Raw genomic sequence first — 20,964 nt, forward strand, 5'->3', positions numbered from 1 at the left:
TGGTCGTGATGGTGGTGGTCTTAAGGGGTCTCGGACGACGCCGTCCAGGGGGAATAGGGCCTGATCCGCCGCGCCGCCGCATCCGGCTCGACGAACAGCTGGGCGTTGCGGTTCAGCAGGGCCGCCAGCTGGCTGTAGCCGCTCTGGGCGCTGACGCCCAGCACGTCGGCGTTCATCAGGACATGGAAGTCCTGCAGGAACTCCAGCCCCTTCCACGGCTGCACCGCCCCCTCCCTCGCCAGATCGGCCCCAGTCAAATCGGCCAGCGAGACCGGCGCGAACTCCGCGAAGTCGGCGATGGTCGCCGGGTCGTCGGTGGCGATGTAGAGCACCGGCCGGTCCAGCGTCGGCCACAGCGCCTTCAGCCAGTCGACGTACCAGGAGGTCTCGGTGATGGTGTAGCGGAACCAGACGAAGTCGCCGCGGCGGATGTGCAGCGCCACCACCGTGTTGCCACGCTGTTTGAGCGCCTGCATCACCGGATCGACATAGGGCAGCCAGTCCGGCCGGGGCCGCAGCCAGGACCGCACCCGCTCACGCCACTCCTCGCGATGCTCGAAGAGGAACAGGGGCGAGAGGATGTCGACGTCCGGACGCGGATCGTCGCGCCGCCCGGTCACCAGATCGTTCAGGATGCGCCGGGCGAAATGCATCGGCTTCAGCCCGCCGCCGGGCCTGGGGTCGTCGAGGTCGAAGTAATACCCCCCGACCCAGTCCGGCGTCTCCAGCCGGTAGCCGAATTTCTCGGCATAGAGCCGCAGCAGCACATATTCCAGCACGTTGTGGGCGAAGCGCCCGTGGGTGGCCAGCGTCGAGGAACAGATGCGCGGCTGCGACGGATCGGGGTTTGCCGGCCGTTCCAGCCGCCGGCCCTGCCGGGCCAGGACCTGTTGCAACCCGGCGATCGACTTCACGGTGAAGAAGCGGCTGCCATGGCCGTGGACGCCGGCCAGCACCTCCACCGCCCGGTCGATCTCGCCGGCTGCCAGCCAGCTTTCGGCGATGGCGGTCAGGCATTCGATGCGGAAGGCGTTGGGGTCGGCGAGGTGGGGATAGCGGTAGTCGGCGAAGAAGCGCCGCGAGTCCTCGTAACGTCCCTGGCGGACCAGCAGGGCCGACAACATGTCGATGGCGCCGGCCACGTCGCTGCCCGGACTGGTCAACGCCAGCCGCAGCACCTGCTCCGCCTCGCCTTCGCGACCCAAGCCGGTCAGCACGTCGGCCAGCCGGGTCAGCGACAGGTTGACGCCGGCGCGCGCCGCGCGGACATAGCTGTCGACCGCAGCCTCGGCCAATCCGGCGGCATGCTGGGCGTTGCCCTGATTGTAGAGGGCGCCGCCCTGCTCCGGCTCGATGGTGAGCGAGCGGCGGAAGCAGACCAGCGCCTCGTCCAGCCGGCCGAGTTCGACCAGCAGGTTGCCGAGGTTCATGTGGGCGGCGGCGAAGTCCGGCTGCAGGGCGAGCGCGTTGCGTTGGCTGCCCAAGGCAAGAGCCACGGCGCCGGCATCGGACGCCCCGCCCTGGCGCAGCGCGATGCCCAGATCGTGGTAGAGGTTGGGACGCTGGGGAGCAAGGCGCAGCGCGCGGCGAAAGGACGCGGCCGACGCAGCCCAGTCGCGCGGGCCGCCGCGTCCGCACAGCAGGGAGGCGAGGCCATGATGAGCCGGCTCCAATGCCGGATCGATCGCCAGGGCCCGGCGCTGCGCCGCCGCCGCCTCGTCGATCCGGCCCAGCTCGGACAGGGTGGAGGCGAGGTTGCAGCAGGCGTCGGCCATCTCCGGGGCGATCTCCAGCGCGCTGCGGATCAGTTCCAGCGCCTTGTCCCGGCGCCCTTCCCGACGCTCGATCAACCCCAGCAGATGCAAGGCCGTGGCGTTGCGCGGATCGACCTCCAGTATCCGCAGATACAGATCGCGCGCTTCGCCCAGACGGTCGGAACGCTGCAATCCAACAGCGATCTGCAATGCTTCGGCAACGGTTGCCATGGTGATCCACGCGGTGAGGCCGGGGCGACGCGGCCGGGGAGCCGTTCCAACCCGACCGCTCCACCCGGGAACATCCACCCGGGAACATCTCCCGGAAACATCCCCATGGAACCGCCCCGGGAAAGGCCCAGACTGTTCGGGGCGCACCCTATCGCCCCAGGTTGAACGCATCAACAGCGTTCGTGCCATGTCCCGCACATCTTCGATCGGTCTCGACATTGTCCTCGGAACCCTCAAAAGGCGAAAAACCAAGGGCCTTGCCTTCGTTGGATGACTTGACGATAGTGCCCGATCATCAACCCCGTACAGATCAAGGGTCGGTCCTTTGCGCAAAGTTGCCCTCATCACCGGCGCCACCGGCCAGGATGGCGCGTATCTTGCCGAGCTTCTGCTGGGGAAGGGCTATGTCGTCCACGGCGTCAAGCGCCGGTCCTCGTCCTTCAACACGGGGCGGGTGGAGCATCTCTACCGCGACCCGCATGAGGAGGATGTCAGCTTCTTCATGCATTACGGCGACCTGACGGACAGCACCAACCTGATCCGTCTGGTCCAGCAGATCCAGCCGACCGAGATCTACAATCTGGCGGCCCAGAGCCACGTCCATGTGAGCTTCGAGACGCCGGAATACACCGCCAATGCCGATGGCATCGGCACCCTGCGCCTGCTGGAAGCGATCCGCATCCTGGGTCTGGAGAAGACCACGCGCTTCTATCAGGCCTCCACCTCGGAGCTTTACGGCAAGGTGCAGGAGACGCCGCAGCGCGAGACCACGCCCTTCTACCCGCGCAGCCCCTATGCCGCCGCCAAGCTGTATGCCTACTGGATCACGGTGAACTACCGCGAGGCCTACGGCATGCATGCCAGCAACGGCATCCTGTTCAACCACGAGGGCCCGACCCGCGGCGAGACCTTCGTCACCCGCAAGATCACCCGTGCGGTGGCGGCGATCGAGCATGGCCGCCAGGACTGCCTGTATCTGGGCAACCTGGACGCCAAGCGCGACTGGGGCCACGCCCGCGACTATGTCGAGGGCATGTGGCGCATCCTGCAGCAGGATGAGGCCGACGATTACGTGCTGGCCACCGGCGAGACCCATTCGGTGCGCGAGTTCGTCGAACTGGCCTTCGGCCATATCGGCCGCGGGATTGAGTGGCGCGGCGAGGGCGTGGACGAGGAAGGCATCTGCCAGAAGACCGGCAAGGTGGTGGTCCGCATCGATCCGCGCTATTTCCGCCCGACCGAAGTCGACCTGCTGCTGGGCGATCCCAGCAAGGCGCGCGCGAAGCTGGGCTGGACCCACACCACCGCTTTCCGCGATCTGGTACGGGACATGGTCGAATCGGACATGCGGCTGGCAGCCAACGGCGACGATCACCGCTGATCCCGCTTCCGCGACCGCTGCACCGCGACCGATAGGGCGCTGTTCATGATCATCGGAACGACGACCCGGAGCAAACCGAAGACCGCGCTGGTCTTCGGCGTTTCGGGTCAGGACGGCGCCTATCTCGCCCAGCTTCTGCTGGGCAAGGGCTATACGGTCCACGGCACCTCGCGCGACCGGGAGATGTCGAGCTTCGCCAACCTGCGGCGGCTCGGCATCTTCGGCCGGGTCGTGCTTCATTCCACCGTGCTGACCGACTTCCGCAGCGTGGTCGAGGTGATCGCCAGGGTCCGCCCGGCCGAAATCTACAACCTCGCCAGCCAGGCCTCGGTCGGGTTGTCCTTCGACCAGCCGGTCGAGACGCTGAACAGCACCATCAACAGCACCATCAACATCCTGGAAGCGATCCGCTTCCTGAATCTCGATGCGCGCTTCTACAATGCGTCGTCCAGCGAATGCTTCGGCAACACCAGCGCTCCGGCAGACGAATCGACCCCGTTCCATCCCCGCAGCCCCTATGGCGTGGGCAAGGCGGCGGCCTACTGGGCGGTCGCCAACTACCGCGAGGCCTATGGGCTGTTCGCCTGCTCCGGCATCCTGTTCAACCATGAATCGCCGCTGCGGCCGGTTCGCTACGTCACCCAGAAGATCATCCGCGGCGCCGCCGACATCGCCGAAGGCAAGGCCGACAGCCTGGAACTGGGAACGCTGTCGATCGCCCGCGATTGGGGCTGGGCACCGGAATATGTCGATGCCATGGCCCGCATGCTGGCCCATGACCAGCCCGAGGATTTCGTGATCGCCACCGGCGAGGCGCACCGGTTGGAAGACTTCGTCGAACAGGCCTTTTCCTATTTCGGGCTTGACTGGCGCCGGCATGTCCATGGCAATGCCGCCCTGCTGCGCCCGTCGGACATCGCCTTCAGCGTCGGCAACCCCGCCAAGGCGGAACGGATGCTGGGCTGGCGTGCCGAACGCCGGATGGCCGACGTGGTGGTCGGACTGGCTGATGCCGAGATGGCGCGCCGCGTCGCCGACTGATCCGTTTTCACAAATCCCCTCCGTCCCGGAGAACACACCCCATGTCCGCCAAAAGCAGGCTGGTCATCAATGTCGAGGTCGACGACCGCACCGTCCTGTTTCCCGACGGCAAGTTCCTGTCCCACATCGCCTTGACCGAAGAAGGATCGGCACAGGACGGCGCCGTCCGGATGGAGGGCGTCTTCCTGTTCAATGAAAGCAGGCTGGCGCCGGAAATCGCCACCCTGCCGGAGGAAGACGCGCGCGAGCTGGCACGGTCGATCCTGGACGCGGTGTTCCAGGGACGGACCCAGCATGTCCTGTCGGAGACCGCGAAGGTCGCCGTGGTCTTCAATCCGAACGGCTTCGTCCTGCGCTTCGGCGAAGGCGACGCCCTGCGCGAGCTGTTCATCGGTTCGCCGGCCATCATCCGGCTGGCCCAGGGCATCCTGCGCCTGGTGGACCGCCTGTCGGCCCAACCCGCCCACTGATCCCACCCCCTGCCCTCCCCATCCGACGGCGGGAGGTCCTGTAGCGAAAGGCGGCAACCGGTTTTCCCGGCTGCCGCCTTTTCTTTTGTCCGACAGACCCGGCATGGCCGAGGTAAAGAGCCGATCGGCCACGCCATCCTCAAAAGAAAAGGGCGCCCTTGCGGGCGCCCTTTCCTTTTACCGCGATGCTTTGTCGCCGGATCAACCGAGGTTGATGTCGGAGAGCGAGAGCACCGTGCTGTTGTAGACGCCGAGCAGACGCACCTCGGACGCGGCCACCTGGCCGTCGCCGTTGGTGTCGACCACCTGGTAGAGAGCGGAGCTGGTGCCGTTGTTGGCCAGAACCAGCGTGCCCGCACCAGCCGACGAGTTCGTCAGCGTACCCAGAGCCGTACGGAAGTTGGCCAGGTTCGCATCCGTCAGGCTGCCGCTGACCGCCGAGGACAGGCTGACCAGTTCGTTGGTCATGCTCACCCCGTTGGTCGCCGCGGTCGCCGTGGTCAGCGAAGCGTCGCCATTCTTGTCCGCCGTCGTCCGGGCGGCATCCGTCAGCTGCACCTTGTCGGTGCCCGACTGGAAGTTCGACACCGAGATGAAGCCGGTGTTCGCGCCCAGTGCAGCGATGTCGCTGAAGGACGAGTACACCACCGTATCGGTGCCGCTGCCCGACGCCAGGCTGATGCTGTCGCCAGTACCACCCTGGAAGCGGATCGACCCGCTGGTCACCGTGATCGCATCGGTGCCCAGGCCGCCGATCAGCGTCTCGACGCCCGAGACCGACATGGTCACGCCGGTGTTGCCGGTGGTGATCACGTCGTTGCCCGTGCCGCCGACCAGCGTCTCGATGCCGCGCAGCAGGACCGTCGAGCCGCCGTCGCCGAGGCTGACCACATCCGTGGCCGCGCCGCCGACGATGATCTCGATGCCGCTCTCCGCACGCATGGTCACGCCGGTGTCACCCAGCAGGACCAGGTCGCTGCCCGCACCACCGATCATGGTGTCGATGCCGCGGGTGATGACGGTGTTGCCCGACGCACCCAGGGTCACGACGTCCGAACCGGTGCCGCCGACCAGGAACTCGACGCCAGACGCCAGCATCGTCACGCCGGCAGAGCCGGTGAAGACGATGTCGGTGCTCGCACCGCCGGTCAGGGTGTCGATGCCCGACACGGTGATCGTGTTCGGCGTGTCGCCCAGCGTGACCACGTCGGTGCCGGCCGCGCCGATCAGCGTCTCGACCGCGCGGGTCAGCAGGGTGCTGCCCGAGGTGGAGAGGCTGATGACGTCGGTGGCAGCGCCGCCGATCAGCAGTTCGATGCCGGTGCCCAGCGCCATGGTGACGCCGGTGTCGCCCAGGAACACCCAGTCGGTGCCCGCACCGCCCGACAGCGTATCGATGCCGCGGGTGATGACGGTGTTGCCCGAGGAGCCCAGGGTGACGACGTCGGTGCCGGTGCCGCCGACCAGGAACTCGATGCCCGAAGCCGTCATCGTCACGCCGGCCGAGCCGGTGAAGACGATGTCGGTGCTGGCACCGCCGGTCAGGGTGTCGATGCCCGACACGGTGACCGTGTTCACCGTGTCGCCGAGCGTGATCACGTCGGTGCCGGTGCTGCCGATCAGGGTCTCGATCGCACGGGTCAGCAGGGTGGCGCCCGAAGTGCTGATGCTCAGCACGTCGGTGGCCGTGCCGCCGACCAGGACTTCGACGTTCAGGCCGAGCGTCATCGTGTTGCCGGTGTCACCCAGGAACACGACGTCGGTGCCCGCACCGCCGATCAGCGTCTCGATGCCGCGGATCGTGGTGGTGTTGCCAGCCGAACCCAGGGTCAGGACGTCGGTGCCGGTGTTGCCGATCACGAAGTCCGCGCCCGAGACGGTCAGGGTCGCACCCGCCGAACCGGTGAAGATCACCTCAAGGCCCGTGCCGCCGATCAGCGTCTCGATGCCGAGAGCCAGCAGCGTACCGCCGGCGGTGCCGATGGTGACGATGTCGGTGCCCGTGCCGCCGATCAGGGTCTCGATGCCCGACACCACCAGCGTGTTGCCGGCCGTGCCCAGCGTGACGATGTCCGAAGCCGAACCGCCGGTCAGCGTCTCAATCCCGCTGACGAGCAGCGAGTTGAAGGTGTTGCCCAGCGTGATGACGTCGGTGCCAGTGTCGCCGGTCAGCGTCTCGATGCCGCGCAGCAGCACCGTGTTGCCGGCCGTGCCGAGGGTGACCACGTCGGTGCCGGTGCCGCCGATCAGGATGTCGATCGCCGAAACCAGGGCCGTCGTGCCGCCCGAACCCAGGAACACCAGTTCCGAACCCGAACCGCCGGTGATCGTCTCCAGAGCATTGGCCAGGAAGGTCGAGCCGACCGTGCCGATGGTGATGACGTCCGTGCCCGTGCCGCCGGTCACCGTCTCGAGCGCCGAAACCAGCATGGTGGTGCCGGTCGTGCCGAGGGTGATCGCGTCGGAGCCCGCACCGCCGACCAGGGTCTCCAGCGCCGAGACCAGCATGGTGGTGCCGGTGTCGCCGATGGTGATGATGTCCGTGCCGCCCTGACCCGTCAGGGTCTCCAGGCCGCGCAGGATGACCGTGTTACCGGCCGTGCCCAGCGTGACGACATCGGTGGTGGTGCCGCCGACCAGGATCTCGACGCCCGAGGCCAGGACGGTGTTACCCGACGAGCCCAGGAACACGAGGTCGGAGCCCGTGCCGCCGGCGATCGTCTCGATGGCATTGGCGAGCAGGGTGTTGCCAACCGTACCAAGCGTGATGACGTCGGTGCCCGTGCCGCCGGTGACCGTCTCCAGAGCCGAAACCAGCATGGTGGTGCCGGTCGTGCCCAGGGTGACGACGTCGGTCGAAGCGCCACCCGTCAGGGTGTCGATCAGGGTGATCGCCAGCGTGTTGCCGGTCGAGCCCAGGGTGATCACGTCGGTGCCCGTGCCGCCGGTCAGCGTCTCGATCGCCGACAGCACCATGGTGGTGCCGGTGGTGCCGATGTTGACGACGTCGGAGCCCGTGCCGCCAACCAGCGTGTCGATCAGCGAGATCGCCAGCGTGTTGCCGGTGTTGCCCAGCGTGATGACTTCAGTGCCCGTGCCGCCGGTCAGCGTCTCGATGCCGCGCAGCAGCACCGTGTTGCCGGCCGTGCCGAGGGTGACCACGTCGGTGCCAGCACCGCCGATCAGGATGTCGACAGCCGACACCGTGACCGTGTTGCCGGACGCGCCCAGGAACACCAGTTCCGAACCCGTGCCGCCGGTGATCGTCTCCAGAGCATTGGCCAGGAAGGTCGCGCCGACCGAACCGATGGTGATGACGTCCGTGCCGCCCTGGCCGGTGATCGTCTCGAGAGCCGAGACCAGCAGGGTGTTGCCGACCGTGCCCAGAGTGATGGCGTCGGTGCCCGCACCGCCCGTCAGCGTCTCCAGACCCGAGGCCAGCATGGTGGTGCCGGTGTCGCCGATGGTGACGACGTCGGTGCCGCCCTGACCCGTCAGCGTCTCGATGCCGCGGACGAGGATGGTGTTGCCGACCGTGCCGAGGGTGACCAGTTCGGTACCCGCGCCGCCGACCAGCAGTTCCAGACCCGAGACCAGCAGGGTGTTGCCGGCCGCGCCGAGGAGGACCCAATCGGTGCCCGTGCCGCCGGCGATCGTCTCCAGCGCCGAAGCGGTGAGCGTGCTGCCCGCCGTGCCCAGCGTGATGACGTCGGTGCCCGTGCCGCCGGTGACCGTCTCGAGAGCCGAGACCAGCAGCGTGTTGCCGACCGTGCCCAGCGCGACGACGTCGGTGGCAGCGCCGCCGGTGATCGTCTCAAGGGCGGTCGTGAACAGGGTGTTGCCGGCCGAACCCAGGGTGACGACGTCGGTGCCGCCCTGACCCGACAGGGTTTCCAGAGCCGAGACGAACAGGGTGCCGCCGGCGGTGCCGATCGTGATGACGTCGGTGGCAGCGCCGCCGATGACCGTCTCGAACAGCGAAACCGACGCGGTGTTGCCCGTGTCGCCCAGCGTCAGCACGTCGGTGCCGCCCTGGCCGATCAGCGTCTCGATGCCGCGGAGCAGCAGCGTGTTGCCGGCCGAACCGAAGGTGACGACGTCGGTGCCCGTGCCGCCGATCAGGATGTCGATGCCCGACACCGAGAGCGTGTTGCCGGCCGTGCCCAGGAAGACCAGCTCGGAGCCGGTGCCGCCCGTCAGCGTCTCCAGGCCCGAAGCCAGCAGCGTGGCGCCGGCCGAACCGATGGTGACGACGTCGGTGCCGCCCTGACCCGACAGGGTTTCCAGAGCCGAGACCAGCAGGGTGTTGCCGACCGTGCCCAGAGTGATGGCGTCGGTGCCCGCACCGCCCGTCAGCGTCTCCAGACCCGAGGCCAGCATGGTGGTGCCGGTGTCGCCGATGGTGACGACGTCGGTGCCGCCCTGACCCGTCAGCGTCTCGAGGCCGCGCACGATGACGGTGTTGCCCGTCGTGCCCAGCGTGATCGCGTCGGTGCCAGCACCGCCGATCAGGAACTCAAGAGCCGAAGCCAGCAGGGTGTTGCCAGCCGAGCCCAGGAAGACCAGGTCCGAACCCGTGCCGCCGGTGATCGTCTCCAGACCCGAAGCCAGCAGCGTGCCGCCGACCGAGCCCAGGGTGACGACGTCGGTGCCCGTGCCGCCGGTCAGGGTCTCGAGCAGCGACACCAGGATGGTGTTGCCGACCGTGCCCAGCGTGACGACGTCGGTGCCGACCTGACCGGTCAGCGTCTCGATGCCGGTCACCAGCAGGGTGTTGCCGAGGACCGAACCGATGGTGACGACATCGGTGCCGCCCTGGCCCGTCAGGGTCTCCAGACCCGAAACGAACAGGGTGCTGCCAACGGTGCCGATCGTGAGGACGTCGGTACCCGTGCCGCCGATGACCGTCTCGAACAGCGAAACCGACGCGGTGTTGCCCGTGTCGCCCAGCGTCAGCACGTCGGTGCCGGCGGCGCCGATCAGCGTCTCGATGCCGCGGAGCAGCAGCGTGTTGCCGGCCGTGCCGAAGGTGACGACGTCGGTGCCCGTGCCGCCGATCAGGATGTCGATGCCCGACACCGAGAGCGTGTTGCCGGCCGTGCCCAGGAAGACCAGCTCGGAGCCGGTGCCGCCCGTCAGCGTCTCCAGGCCCGAAGCCAGCAGCGTGGCGCCGGCCGAACCGATGGTGACGACGTCGGTGCCAGCAGCGCCCGACAGGGTTTCCAGAGCCGAGACCAGCAGGGTGTTGCCGACCGTGCCCAGCGAGATCACGTCGGTGGCAGCGCCGCCGATCAGGGTCTCGAGGCCCGAAGCCAGCATGGTGGTGCCGGTGTCACCGATGGTGATGACGTCGGTGCCGCCCTGACCGATCAGGGTCTCGATGCCGCGGACGAGGACGGTGTTGCCGGCCGTGCCCAGCGTGACGACGTCGGTGCCCGTGCCGCCGACCAGGATCTCCAGACCCGACACCAGAGCCGTGCTGCCGGCCGTGCCGAGGAAGACCAGATCGGAGCCCGTGCCGCCGGCGACCGTCTCGAGCAGGTTGGCGAGCAGGGTGTTGCCAGCCGAACCCAGCGTGACGACATCGGTGCCAGCACCGCCGGTCAGGGTCTCGAGAGCCGAGACGAGCAGCGTGTTGCCCGAAGTGCCGATGTTGACGACATCGGTGCCCGCACCGCCCGCGATCGTCTCGAGAGCCGTGGCGACCAGGGTGTTGCCGGCCGAACCCAGCGTGACGACGTCGGTGCCGCCGGCGCCGGTCAGCGTCTCAAGGCCCGAAACCAGCAGGGTGTTGCCCGAGGTGCTGAGCAGGACGACGTCGGTGCCGGAACCGCCGAGCAGCGTCTCGAGAGCGGAGACGGAGAGCGTGTTGCCGGTGTCGCCGAGCGTGATGGCGTCGGTGCCGGCAGCGCCCGTCAGGGTCTCCAGGCCGCGCAGCAGAACCGTGTTGCCAGCGGTACCCAGCGTGACGACGTCGGTGCCCGTGCCGCCGATCAGGATGTCGATGGCCGAAACGGTCAGCGTGTTGCCGGCCGTGCCGAGGAACACCAGCTCGGAGCCGGCGCCGCCGGTGATGGTCTCGACCAGGCTGGCGAGGATCGTCGCGCCGGCAGCGGCCAGCGTGATGACGTCGGTGCCGCCCTGGCCCGTCAGCGTCTCGACCGCCGAGACCAGCAGGGTGCTGCCGGTGGTGGCGATGGTGACGACGTCGCTGGCGGTGCCACCGGTCAGCGTCTCGATGCCGCCGACGGTCAGCGTGTTGGTGGTGTCGCCCAGCGTGATGACGTCGGTGCCGCCCTGGCCCGTGATCGTCTCGACCGCGCGCACCAGCATGGTGCTGCCGATGGTGCCCAGCGTGACGACATCGGTGCCCGCACCGCCGACCAGCGTCTCAACCGACGAAATGGTGGTGGTGTTGCCGGCGGTGCCGAGGAAGACCAGGTCCGAACCGGCGCCGCCGGTCAGGGTCTCCAGCAGCGAGGCCGTGATGCTGTTGCCGCTGGAGGCCAGCGTGATGACGTCGGTGCCGCCCTGGCCCGTCAGCGTCTCGACCGCCGAGACCAGCAGGGTGCTGCCGGTGGTGGCGATGGTGACGACGTCGCTGGCGGTGCCGCCGGTCAGCGTCTCGATGCCGCCCACGACCAGCGTGTTGACGGTGTTGCCCAGCGTGATGACGTCGGTGCCGCCCTGACCGATGATCGTCTCGACCGCACGGACCAGCAGGGTGCTGCCGGTGGTGCCGACGATGACGAGGTCGGTGCCGTCACCGCCGACCAGCGTCTCGATCGCCGAAACGGTGGTGGTGTTGCCGGACGTGCCGAGGAAGACCAGGTCCGAACCGGCGCCGCCGGTCAGGGTCTCCAGCAGCGAAGCCGTGACGGTGTTGCCGCCCGAAGCGAGCGTGATGACGTCGGTGCCGCCCTGGCCCGTCAGCGTCTCGACGGCGGTGACCAGCAGGGTGCTGCCGGTGGTGCCGATGGTGACGATGTCGGTGCCGCCCTGGCCCGTCAGCGTCTCAAGCGCCGAAACCAGGATGGTGTTGCCGCCCGAAGCCAGCGTGATGACGTCGGTGCCGCCCTGGCCCGTCAGCGTCTCGACCGCGGTGACCAGCAGGGTGTTGCCCGCGGTGCCCAGCGTGACGACGTCGGTGCCGCCCTGGCCCGTCAGCGTCTCAAGCGCCGAAACCAGGATGGTGCTGCCGGACGTGCCCAGGGTGATGATGTCACTGCCGCCGGCGCCAGCCAGCGTCTCGAGGCCCGAAACCAGCATGGTGGCGCCGGTGCCGACGAGGGTGATGACGTCGGTGCCGCCCTGGCCCGTCAGCGTCTCAAGCAGGGTGACCAGCATGGTGCTGCCGGCGGTGCCCAGCGTGACGATGTCGGTGCCCGCGGCGCCAGCCAGCGACTCCAGACCGGAGAGCAGGACGGTGTTGCCGGACGTGCCGAGGAAGACGACGTCGGTGCCGTTCTGGCCGATGATCGTCTCGAAGGCAACGATCTGCAGGGTGTTGCCCGCGGTGCCCAGCGTGACGATGTCGGTGCCCGCGGCGCCGGTCAGCGTCTCAAGCGCCGAAACCAGGATGGTGTTGCCGGCAGTGCCCAGCGTGACGATGTCGGTGCCCGTGTCGCCGGTCAGCGTCTCGATGGACGAAACCAGAAGCGTGTTGCCGACGGTGCCCAGCGTGACGACGTCGGTACCCGCAGCGCCGGTCAGCGTCTCGACGGCCGAAACCAGAAGCGTGTTGCCGACGGTGCCCAGCGTGACGATGTCGGAGCCCACGGCGCCGGTCAGCGTCTCGAGCGCCGAAACCAGAAGCGTGTTGCCGCCGCTGGCCAGCGTGACAACATCCGTGCCCGTGCCGCCGGTGATCGTCTCAAGCAAAGACACCAGCATGGTCGAGCCGGTCGTGCCGACCGAGATCACGTCCGTCGAGCTGCTGCCCACCAGAGTTTCCAGCAGCGAAACCTGCAGGGAAGAGCCGGCAGTCAGAGTGATGAAATCGAAGCCCGCACCGCCTGCACCGATCAGAGTTTCCAACGCCGAGATGGACACCGTGTTACCGGAGGTCCCGAGCGTGATGACGTCAGTACCAGAGCTGCCGATGATTGTAGAGAACTGTCCTAGTGTTAGGGTTGAACCCGTCGTTACGTTAAAGGTTCCAGCCATACTAATCCCCTTCAGGTTTGGTTCGCCGGCGGATGAACCATCTTTAAGGCGCGCGTCACGCTCGGCTGATGGCAGGCAGAGTCAGTCCTAGCGCGAGCTAACACACCGTGCCCTTGTTATCCGAAGGAATGGACCCAAAGCAACGCGTTTCTACCGAAGTGGGTAGGGCGAAACGCCTGACTGACCAAACAGTCCCATAGGGGCCATATCCCGCTTATACGCCCACTCCGGCAAGCATTTGGAAAACCTGCCGAAATACCCGGTATGGCCAATCCGCAACAGGCAGGGTCGAAGTTGGTGGTACCCACAGTTCCGCGATCCGGCGGCGTTCCACCGGGGATGCAGGGTTCCTTTCCACTCGACTCGCATCTCCGCCGCAGAGGATTTACACAGCGTTCCATGCCGCCGTCACTTCGCCGGTCATGGCTTGGCTTAAGCCTGTGCAGTCATCGTCGTTACAATTTCATAATATGGACAGTATTGCCACCGCCGTCCCATCGCGGATGCATGTGCGGCTTGGCTCTCAGCTGCGTCCCCTCGGCGCTCGCGGCGATCGGGATCGCGCCCGGGGGTATGGCGCTCCCGATCTCACTTGGAGAATTCGGGAACACCCGCTATTCCGTTCCGGCGGCCGGCTCCGGCGGTTGGATGGGCAGGCTGCGGAACCGATGCCGCAAGACCGACAGAGGCGATCGATCAAGCATGGCGACCATTCAGGAGGCACTCGCCGCGGCGGTGCGGCACCACCAGAACGGCCAGATCGCCGTCGCGGCCCGGATCTACCGGCGCATCATCGAAATCGCACCCGACCAGAGCGACGCCCTGCATCTGATGGGGCTGGCCGTCCGGCGCGCCGGCCAGGGCGGTGCGGCGCTGCGCCTGCTGGCCCGCGCGCTGCGCCTCGATCCCGCCATGGCGGAGCCGCGCCTCAATCTCGGCAACATGTTGCGCGACTTCGGGGCCGGGCAGGGAGCGGCGGCGGCCTACCGCAGCGCCATCGCCCTGCGGCCGGGCCTGACCGCCGCCTATGAGAGCCTGGGGGGGCTGTACCGTGGACAGGACCGCCCCGCCGAAGCCGAACGGGCCTATCGTCGGGCGATCCGCGTCGACCCGATGGCGGCGGAAGGCCACAACGGGCTGGCCAACGTCCTCCAGGAACGCGATGCGCTCGACGACGCCGCAGCGGCTTATCGCCGCGGGCTGGCCATCGATCCCGCCCATGCCGCCGCCTGGAACAACATGGGCATCGCGCTGCGTGGGCTGGGCCGGCCGGACGCGGCGATGGCCTGCCATCGCCGCGCCGTGGCCCTCGATCCGTATTTCGCCGCCGGCCACAGCAGCTTCGGCCTCGCCTTGCAGGAGCGGGGATGCCTGGATGAGGCGGCGCGCGCCCATGCCCGCGCCGCCGCCGTCGATCCGGGCTTCGCCGGCGGCTATGCCAACCATGGCAACGCCCGGCTGAACCAGAACCGGCTGGACGAGGCGATCGCCGGCTTCCGCCGTGCCGTGGCGATCGACCCGGCCGGTCCGGACGCCCGCCGCAACCTGGGCATGGCCCTGCTGGTCGCCGGCCGGTTCGAGGAGGGCTGGCGCGAGTATGAATGGCGGCTGCGCTGCAAGGACGCCCCCACCCATGCCGCCATGCCCAAGCCGCGCTGGGCGGGCGAACCGCTGGACGGCCGCCGTATCCTGCTGCATGGGGAGCAGGGGCTGGGCGACGCCCTGCAATTCTGCCGCTATGTCCCCCTGGTGGCGGCGCGCGGCGGCCGGGTGATCCTGGGACTGCCGGCCCCGCTGGAACGGGTGATGGCCGGGCTGCCCGGCGTGGAGCGCTTCGTCAGCGGCCAACTTCCCACCGATGCCTTCGACCTGCATCTGCCGATGCTGAGCCTGGGCGAGGTGTTCGGGACCCAGATGGACACCATCCCGCACCGCGTTCCCTACCTGTCGGCGGAACCCGATCTGGCGGCGCGCTGGGGCGAGCGGCTGGCGGGGCTGGCAAGGGATGGGGGCGGCCTGAAGGTCGGCCTGAAGGTCGGCATTGTCTGGGCCGGGTCGCCGACCCACGGCAACGACAGGAACCGCTCCATCGGCCTTGCCCCCTTCGCCCGGCTGGCCGCCATCCCCGGCGTCAGCCTCGTCTCCATCCAGAAGGGACCGACCGAGGGACAGGCGGCAAACCCGCCCGGCGGCTTCCCCCTGCTGAACCTGTCGCCCGACATCAGGGACTTCGCCGACACCGCCGCCATCATGGCCGGCCTCGACCTCGTCGTCTGCGTCGACACCTCCGTCGCCCATCTCGCAGGCGCGCTGGGCGTCCCCGTCTGGGTGCTGGTCCCCTTCGCACCGGACTGGCGCTGGATGCTCGACCGCGACGACAGCCCCTGGTATCCGACAATGCGCCTGTTCCGACAGGACCAGCCAGGATCCTGGGACAATGCCATGGACCGGCTGGAGCGCGCCCTGCGCGAACTGGCCACACACGTCAGCCACACCCGAACCGGAGCTTCCGACATGCCGATCCTCGCGCCCGTATCCTGGGGCGAACTGCTGGACAAGATCACCATCCTCGACATCAAGGCCGAGCGCATCGCCGACGCCGAAAAGCTGGCCAATGTCCGGCGCGAGCGCGAGGCGCTGGAAGCCGTCGCGGCGCAGGCCGACACCGCCCGGCCGGACGTCGCCGCGGTGATCGGCGATCTGCGGGCGGTCAACACCACCCTGTGGGAGATCGAGGACGAAATCCGCGACTGCGAGCGCGCGAAGGATTTCGGCCCGCGCTTCGTCGAGTTGGCGCGGCGGGTCTACCGCACCAACGACCAGCGCGCGGCGCTGAAGCGCGACCTGAACCAGCTGCTCGGCTCCGAACTGGTCGAGGAAAAGTCCTACCAGGCCTATTGAGACCCGACAGCCCTCCCTCTCCAACCCAAGGGTCCTGCTCCATGACCACCGACACCGCAACCGGGACCGCCAGCCTTCCGACCGGCCAGAGCACCCCGGAGCAGCAGGCCCTGGAACGTCGGGTGCTGGAGCTGTGCCGGACAGGCCGGCCGGATGAGGCGGAAGCCCCCTACCGCGAGCTGTGCGGCAACCCGCCACGGGATGCCGCCGGGCTGCTGTCGCTGGCCGAAGCCGCCCGCATCCTGGGCCGGCCGGCCGAAGCCGTTGCCTGGGCCGAGGCAATGGTCCGGTCGCAATCGGAGCGGGCCGACGGCTGGAGCGTGCTGGCCCTGGCATTCGTCGCCGCCGGCCGCCTCGACGACGGCTATGCCGCGGCTGCCGAGGCGCTGCGGCGGGTGGGAAGCGGGGCGGCAGGCGACACGGCGGCGCTCCAGGCTGCGGTTCAGGCCCACCGCGCGCAGGCGCTCGCCCGCCTGCGCCTGGGCCATCTGGCCGAGGCGGCAGCGGCCTGCGACGCGGCCCTGCGTCTTGCCGACGGCGCCATCCAACCGGTCCAGGGACTGCGTCAGGCGCAGGCCGAAACGCTGGGCACCCTGGCGCTGGTCCGCATGCTGGAAGGGCGGGCCGATGAGGCCGAGGCGCTGTTCCGCCGGGCATTGTCCCACCGGCCGGTCCTGCCGGAGATCCTGGGCAACCATGCCTCGCTGCTGGCCCGGCTGGGCCGCGACGAGGAGGCGCTGGAACAGGCCGAACAGGCGGTGGCGTTGCGTCCGCGCCTGACGGGAACCCTGCACCTGATCGGCACCCTGCACCACCGCGCCGGCCAGCCGGAATCGGCCATCGCCGCGTTCCACCGGGTGCTGGCGGTCGATCCGGGCCACCTCGACGCGCGGCTGCGGCTGGCCGACAGCCTGCGCGTCGCCGGCCATTGGGAGGAAGCAGCCGCCGTCTGCCGCGACGGGCTGGCCCGCATCGCCAATCCGGACGATCCCAACCGGACGCCGCTGCTGGCAAACCTCGGCGCCGCCCTGCAATCGGGCGGCGACGCCGCGGGCGCGCTGGAGGCCTACCGTGACGCGCTGCGCCTCGCCCCCGACCTGCCGGAGGTCCACAACAACCTCGCCCGCCTGCATCAGGAGACCGGCAATCCAGAGGCCGCCATCGAGGAACTGCACCGCGCCACCGCCGGCCGGCCGGCCAACCAGCCGCTTCCCCTGCCGCTGCGCCGCGCCCTGCTGTCGCTGCTGATCGCCGCCGGCCGCACCGCCGAGGCGGAGGCGGAGGCCTTCGGCATCGCCCGCACCGCTCCGGAGGACGCGGAGCTGTGCTTCGGCATCGCCGCCTTGTTCCTGCAAGGCGGCTGGCGCGACCAGGCCCTGCCCTATGTGCGCAAGGCGATCCGCCTCGCCCCCGACGTGCCGCGCAACTGGATCGCCTTTGCCGAGGCGCTGCGCGACGCCGTCCCACCGGCCCCCGACGAGGGCCTGCGCGCCGACCTGCTGGCGGCTCTCGGCCGGCCGGAGGTGGAGGGCGCCGGGCTGGCGCGCGCCATTGCCGGCATGCTGATGGCATCGCCCGTCATCCGGACCCTCGCCGCCCTGCCGGAGACTGGCGGCCCGGCCCTGGACGACGCCAGCCGGGCCCTGCTGGCCGACGGGTCGCTCGCCGGGCTGGCGGAGGATCCGCTGCTGCTGGCCCATCTGCGCGCCGTGCCGGTCTGCGATCCCGCGCTGGAGCGGGCGCTGACCCGGCTGCGGCGGGTGCTGATGCTGGCGCTGACCGGCCCCGGCCTGCCCGACCGGCCGTCCTGGCGTGCCCTGTGCGCCGCCATCGCCGAACAGTGCTTCCTCAACGAGTATGTCTTCGCCGAGACCGATGGCGAGTTCCAGGTCCTGGCGGTGCTGCTCCGCGCGGCGGAAGCGGCGCTGGATCGCAGCGAACAGCCCCCGGCGGTGCTGGTCGCGCTGCTCGGCGCCTACCGTCCGCTCTACCGCTGGGAACGGGCGGCCGCCCTGCAGGCCATGTCCTGGCCCGAAGAGATCGCCCGGCTGCTGAACCGGCAGGTAGCCGAACCGCTGACCGAGGCGGCGATCCAGGCGGAGCTGCCGGCGCTGACCCAGATCAGCCACCCGGTGTCGGTCGGCGTGCGCGCCCAGTACGAGGAGAACCCCTATCCGCGCTGGATGACCACCGGCCTGCTGCCGGAGCCGGTGGCGCTGCCCCGCTTCCTGCACGCGCTCTTCCCCCATGCCGCCCTGCCCGCCTCCCCCGCTTGGGAAACCCCGGGCTGGGAGGCGCCGGAGGTTCTGGTCGCCGGCTGCGGCACCGGGCGCGAGGCGGTGTGGGCCGCCTCCACCCTGAAGAACGCCAAGGTGCTGGCGGTCGACCTCAGCCGCCGCAGCCTCGCCTACGCCACCCGGCAGAGCCGGCGGCTTGGCCTGACGGGCATCGAATTCGCCCAGGCCGACCTGCTGGAGCTGGGATCGCTGGGCCGCCGCTTCGACGTGGTGCACAGCGTCGGCGTGCTGCACCACATGGAGGACCCGATGGCCGGCCTGCGCGTGCTGCGCGGGCTGATGCGCCCGCACGGCGTGATGGAGGTGGGCTTCTACAGCGCCGCCGCCCGCCGGCCGATCCTGGCCGCCCGTCACTTCATCGCCGAGCGCGGCCACCCGCCGACCCTGGACGGCATCCGCCACGTCCGCCGCGACATCCAGGATCTGCCGGACGGTCATCCGGCCCGCGCCGTCGTCCATTCCCCGGACTTCTACGGCACCAGCGCCTGCCGCGACCTGCTGATGCATGTCCACGAGCTGCACGTCACCCTGCCCTGGCTGGCCGGCGCGCTGGAAACGCTCGGGCTGGAGTTCCTGGGCTTCCGGCTGGCCGATCCCGCCGTGGCGGCGCTCTACCGCAAGCGCTTCCCCGAGGATCCGGCGATGACCTCGCTCGCCCGCTGGGACCGGCTGGAGGCGGAGCATCCGATGATCTTCGGCGGGCTGTACCAGGCCTGGGTGCGGGCGCGGGAATAAGGGGCCGGCATGAGGACGGGAGCGGGAAGCCGGGTCCGGTTGACCCTGCCGGTTTCCCGGTGATATCGCTTCGCCGCCCGGAAGAAGACGTGGCGAAGATGGACGCGGCAGAGAAAGACGTCATGGAACAGCGCGTAACAGACAGGGTCTCGATCTGCATCCCGACCCGCAACCGCCCGGCCCTGCTGCGCGAGCTGCTGGACACGGTCTTCGCCCAGACCTACGGCAATTACGAAGTCATCATCACCGACAATTCGGACAATGACGAGACGCGCGATCTCGTCGCCGGCCGCTATGCCGATCCGCGCGTCCGCTATCACAAGAACGAGACCAATCTGGGGATGGACGGCAACGCGCGCCGCGCCTTCAGCTTCATCACCGGCGAGTTCTTCACCTTCACCGCCGACGATGATTTCTGGGACGCCGACAACCTGCGCCGCAAGGTCGATCTGCTGCGCCGGGTGCCGGAGGTCAACGCCTGCTTCTCCAACGCCCACCACATCCTGATGGATGGGCGCCCCCACCCGCAGCCCTTCCACAGCACGCTGCGGCCGGGGATGGAGGCGGTGATCGACGGCTATTACCTGAACCCGGTGTCGCTGCATGTCCCGCCGTCCCCGCCGCTGTTCGTCAACACCCTGACCGGCCTCTACCGCACCGCCCAGTTCCTGGCGCCGATGGTGGAATCCTGGGAATGCGGGTCGGAGGAATACGCCCACTGGTATCTCGGCCTGTCGGGCCAGCGGCTGGGCTACCTGTTCGATCCGCTCATCACCATCCGCGATGGCGAGCACAATTGGGAGATCCAGACCGGCAACGGTGCTGTGACCAATTACCGCAAGTCGCCGGAAACCCGCGCCGCTCAGCTGAACCGCATCTACACCACGCTGCGCGCCAGGCGCGGGGATGAGCTGACGAAGATCGACCGGCAGGTCGAGCTGGCGGTCTTCACCTTCCTGGTCGAGCAGATCGGGCAGGCGGCGGTCCAGTATATCGGCAGCTTCCCGCTGATCACCGTGGCCGACTTCAACGCCTACATCCAGGAGCGCAACCGGCGTCAGGCGGTCCAAACCCGAACGGCACAGTCATGAGCAGCGCCGCCCCGCCCGGCCCCGCCCCGCTCGTCAGCATCCTGATCCCGGTCTACAACCGGGAGCGCGAGATCGAGGAGACGATCCGCTCCGCGCTTGCCCAGACGGTGCGGGACATCGAGGTGGTGGTGGTGGACAACGCCAGCACCGACGGCACCTGGGCGATCTGCCAGCGGCTGGCGGCGGAGGACGGGCGGCTGCGCCTGTTCCGCAACGACGCCAACATCGGCCCGGTCAACAACTGGCGCCGCTGCGTCGCCGAGGCGCGGGCTCCGGTTTCCAAGATCCTGTTCTCCGACGACCGGCTGGAGCCGGCCTATCTGGAGCGCACCCTGCCCCGCCTGCAGGGGCGGGTCGCCTTCGTCTTCACCCCGGCCAAGCTGGTGGACGAGGCGGGGGCGTCGCACGGCGTCATCCATCAGTATTTCGTCGACACCTTCCCGTCCGACACCTTCGTCTTCGAATACCTGTCGAACTTCGGCGGCCTGCCGGTGTCGCCCTGCGCCGCCCTGTTCCGCACCGCCGACCTGCGCGACGGCATCGTCAGCGACCTGGGTCCCGGCCCGGGGGGAAGTTCGGCCGCCGATTTCGAGGCGCACGGCGCCGGCCCCGACTGCCTGATCTATCTGATCGCCGCCAGCCGCTATCCCTATGTCGCCTATGTCGGCGAGCCGCTGGTCACCTTCCGGCGCGGCGGCATCACCTCCGACCTTGTCGCCAGCGGGCGCTTCTTCACCTGCTACCACCATGCGCTGATGTGGTTCATGAAGTCGCCGATGGCCCCGCCGCCCGCCCGGCTGGCCGCCGCCGCCCTGTGGCGGCAGGAGGTGCGTAACGCCCGCCGGGTTATTCCCTATGAGGACCATCTGCGGGCCTATGGGGTGGAGCCCTGAGGGG

9 protein-coding genes are annotated in these 20,964 nt (G+C 69.0%); 7 read left to right on the forward strand and 2 right to left on the reverse strand.

The window, feature by feature from the left end; genetic code table 11:
- Positions 1-20: 20 nt before the first annotated feature.
- Positions 21-1,985, reverse strand: a complete 1,965-nt coding sequence (locus E6C72_RS30975) for a tetratricopeptide repeat protein (protein ID WP_109085325.1) — start codon at positions 1,983-1,985, stop codon at positions 21-23.
- A 325-nt stretch (positions 1,986-2,310) separates the two neighbouring features.
- Here E6C72_RS30975 and gmd point away from each other — a divergent pair, with 325 nt between their 5' ends.
- From gmd to E6C72_RS30990, 3 genes are read left to right on the forward strand one after another with little or no spacing between them, the layout of a single operon-like run.
- Complete coding sequence (gmd, locus tag E6C72_RS30980; RefSeq protein WP_109085324.1) at positions 2,311-3,366, forward strand: GDP-mannose 4,6-dehydratase; 1,056 nt, start codon at positions 2,311-2,313, stop codon at positions 3,364-3,366.
- Positions 3,367-3,411: 45 nt separating this feature from the next.
- The gene (locus E6C72_RS30985; RefSeq protein WP_109085323.1) at positions 3,412-4,407 is read left to right on the forward strand and encodes a GDP-mannose 4,6-dehydratase; all 996 of its coding nucleotides are present in this window, start codon (positions 3,412-3,414) and stop codon (positions 4,405-4,407) included.
- Between the two features lie 41 nt (positions 4,408-4,448).
- Positions 4,449-4,877 (forward strand): hypothetical protein, encoded by a 429-nt coding sequence (locus tag E6C72_RS30990; RefSeq protein ID WP_109085322.1) that lies wholly within the window; start codon positions 4,449-4,451, stop codon positions 4,875-4,877.
- 201 nt (positions 4,878-5,078) lie between these two features.
- Here the strand turns inward: E6C72_RS30990 and E6C72_RS30995 are convergent, their stop codons facing one another.
- Positions 5,079-12,914: a calcium-binding protein gene (locus tag E6C72_RS30995; protein WP_247882190.1), complete on the reverse strand. Its 7,836-nt coding sequence runs from the start codon at positions 12,912-12,914 to the stop codon at positions 5,079-5,081.
- A gap of 831 nt (positions 12,915-13,745) precedes the next feature.
- Here E6C72_RS30995 and E6C72_RS31000 point away from each other — a divergent pair.
- From E6C72_RS31000 to E6C72_RS31015, 4 genes are all read left to right on the forward strand, one after another.
- Entirely contained in the window at positions 13,746-15,944 is a 2,199-nt protein-coding gene (locus E6C72_RS31000) for a DUF6165 family protein (RefSeq protein ID WP_247882191.1), read from the forward strand.
- Between the two features lie 41 nt (positions 15,945-15,985).
- Entirely contained in the window at positions 15,986-18,976 is a 2,991-nt protein-coding gene (locus tag E6C72_RS31005) for a class I SAM-dependent methyltransferase (protein ID WP_109864940.1), read from the forward strand.
- 122 nt (positions 18,977-19,098) lie between these two features.
- A complete protein-coding gene (locus E6C72_RS31010; RefSeq protein ID WP_158280240.1) occupies positions 19,099-20,067 on the forward strand; it encodes a glycosyltransferase family 2 protein in 969 nt (322 codons plus the stop codon).
- Positions 20,064-20,960, forward strand: a complete 897-nt coding sequence (locus E6C72_RS31015; protein WP_109864942.1) for a glycosyltransferase family 2 protein — start codon at positions 20,064-20,066, stop codon at positions 20,958-20,960. The genes E6C72_RS31010 and E6C72_RS31015 overlap by 4 nt, the downstream gene beginning before the upstream one ends.
- Positions 20,961-20,964 lie beyond the last annotated feature (4 nt).

It is taken from the genome of Azospirillum sp. TSH100, assembly GCF_004923295.1.
In the GTDB taxonomy this organism is placed as follows: Bacteria; Pseudomonadota; Alphaproteobacteria; order Azospirillales; family Azospirillaceae; genus Azospirillum.

Coding starts and splice junctions, on each gene's coding strand:
- E6C72_RS30990 (WP_109085322.1), top strand. CDS start 4,449: ATGTCCGCCAAAAGCAGGCTGGTCATCAATGTCGAGGTCGACGACCGC.
- E6C72_RS31005 (WP_109864940.1), top strand. CDS start 15,986: ATGACCACCGACACCGCAACCGGGACCGCCAGCCTTCCGACCGGCCAG.
- E6C72_RS31015 (WP_109864942.1), top strand. CDS start 20,064: ATGAGCAGCGCCGCCCCGCCCGGCCCCGCCCCGCTCGTCAGCATCCTG.
- E6C72_RS31000 (WP_247882191.1), top strand. CDS start 13,746: ATGGCGACCATTCAGGAGGCACTCGCCGCGGCGGTGCGGCACCACCAG.
- E6C72_RS30975 (WP_109085325.1), bottom strand. CDS start 1,985: ATGGCAACCGTTGCCGAAGCATTGCAGATCGCTGTTGGATTGCAGCGT.
- E6C72_RS30985 (WP_109085323.1), top strand. CDS start 3,412: ATGATCATCGGAACGACGACCCGGAGCAAACCGAAGACCGCGCTGGTC.
- E6C72_RS31010 (WP_158280240.1), top strand. CDS start 19,099: ATGGAACAGCGCGTAACAGACAGGGTCTCGATCTGCATCCCGACCCGC.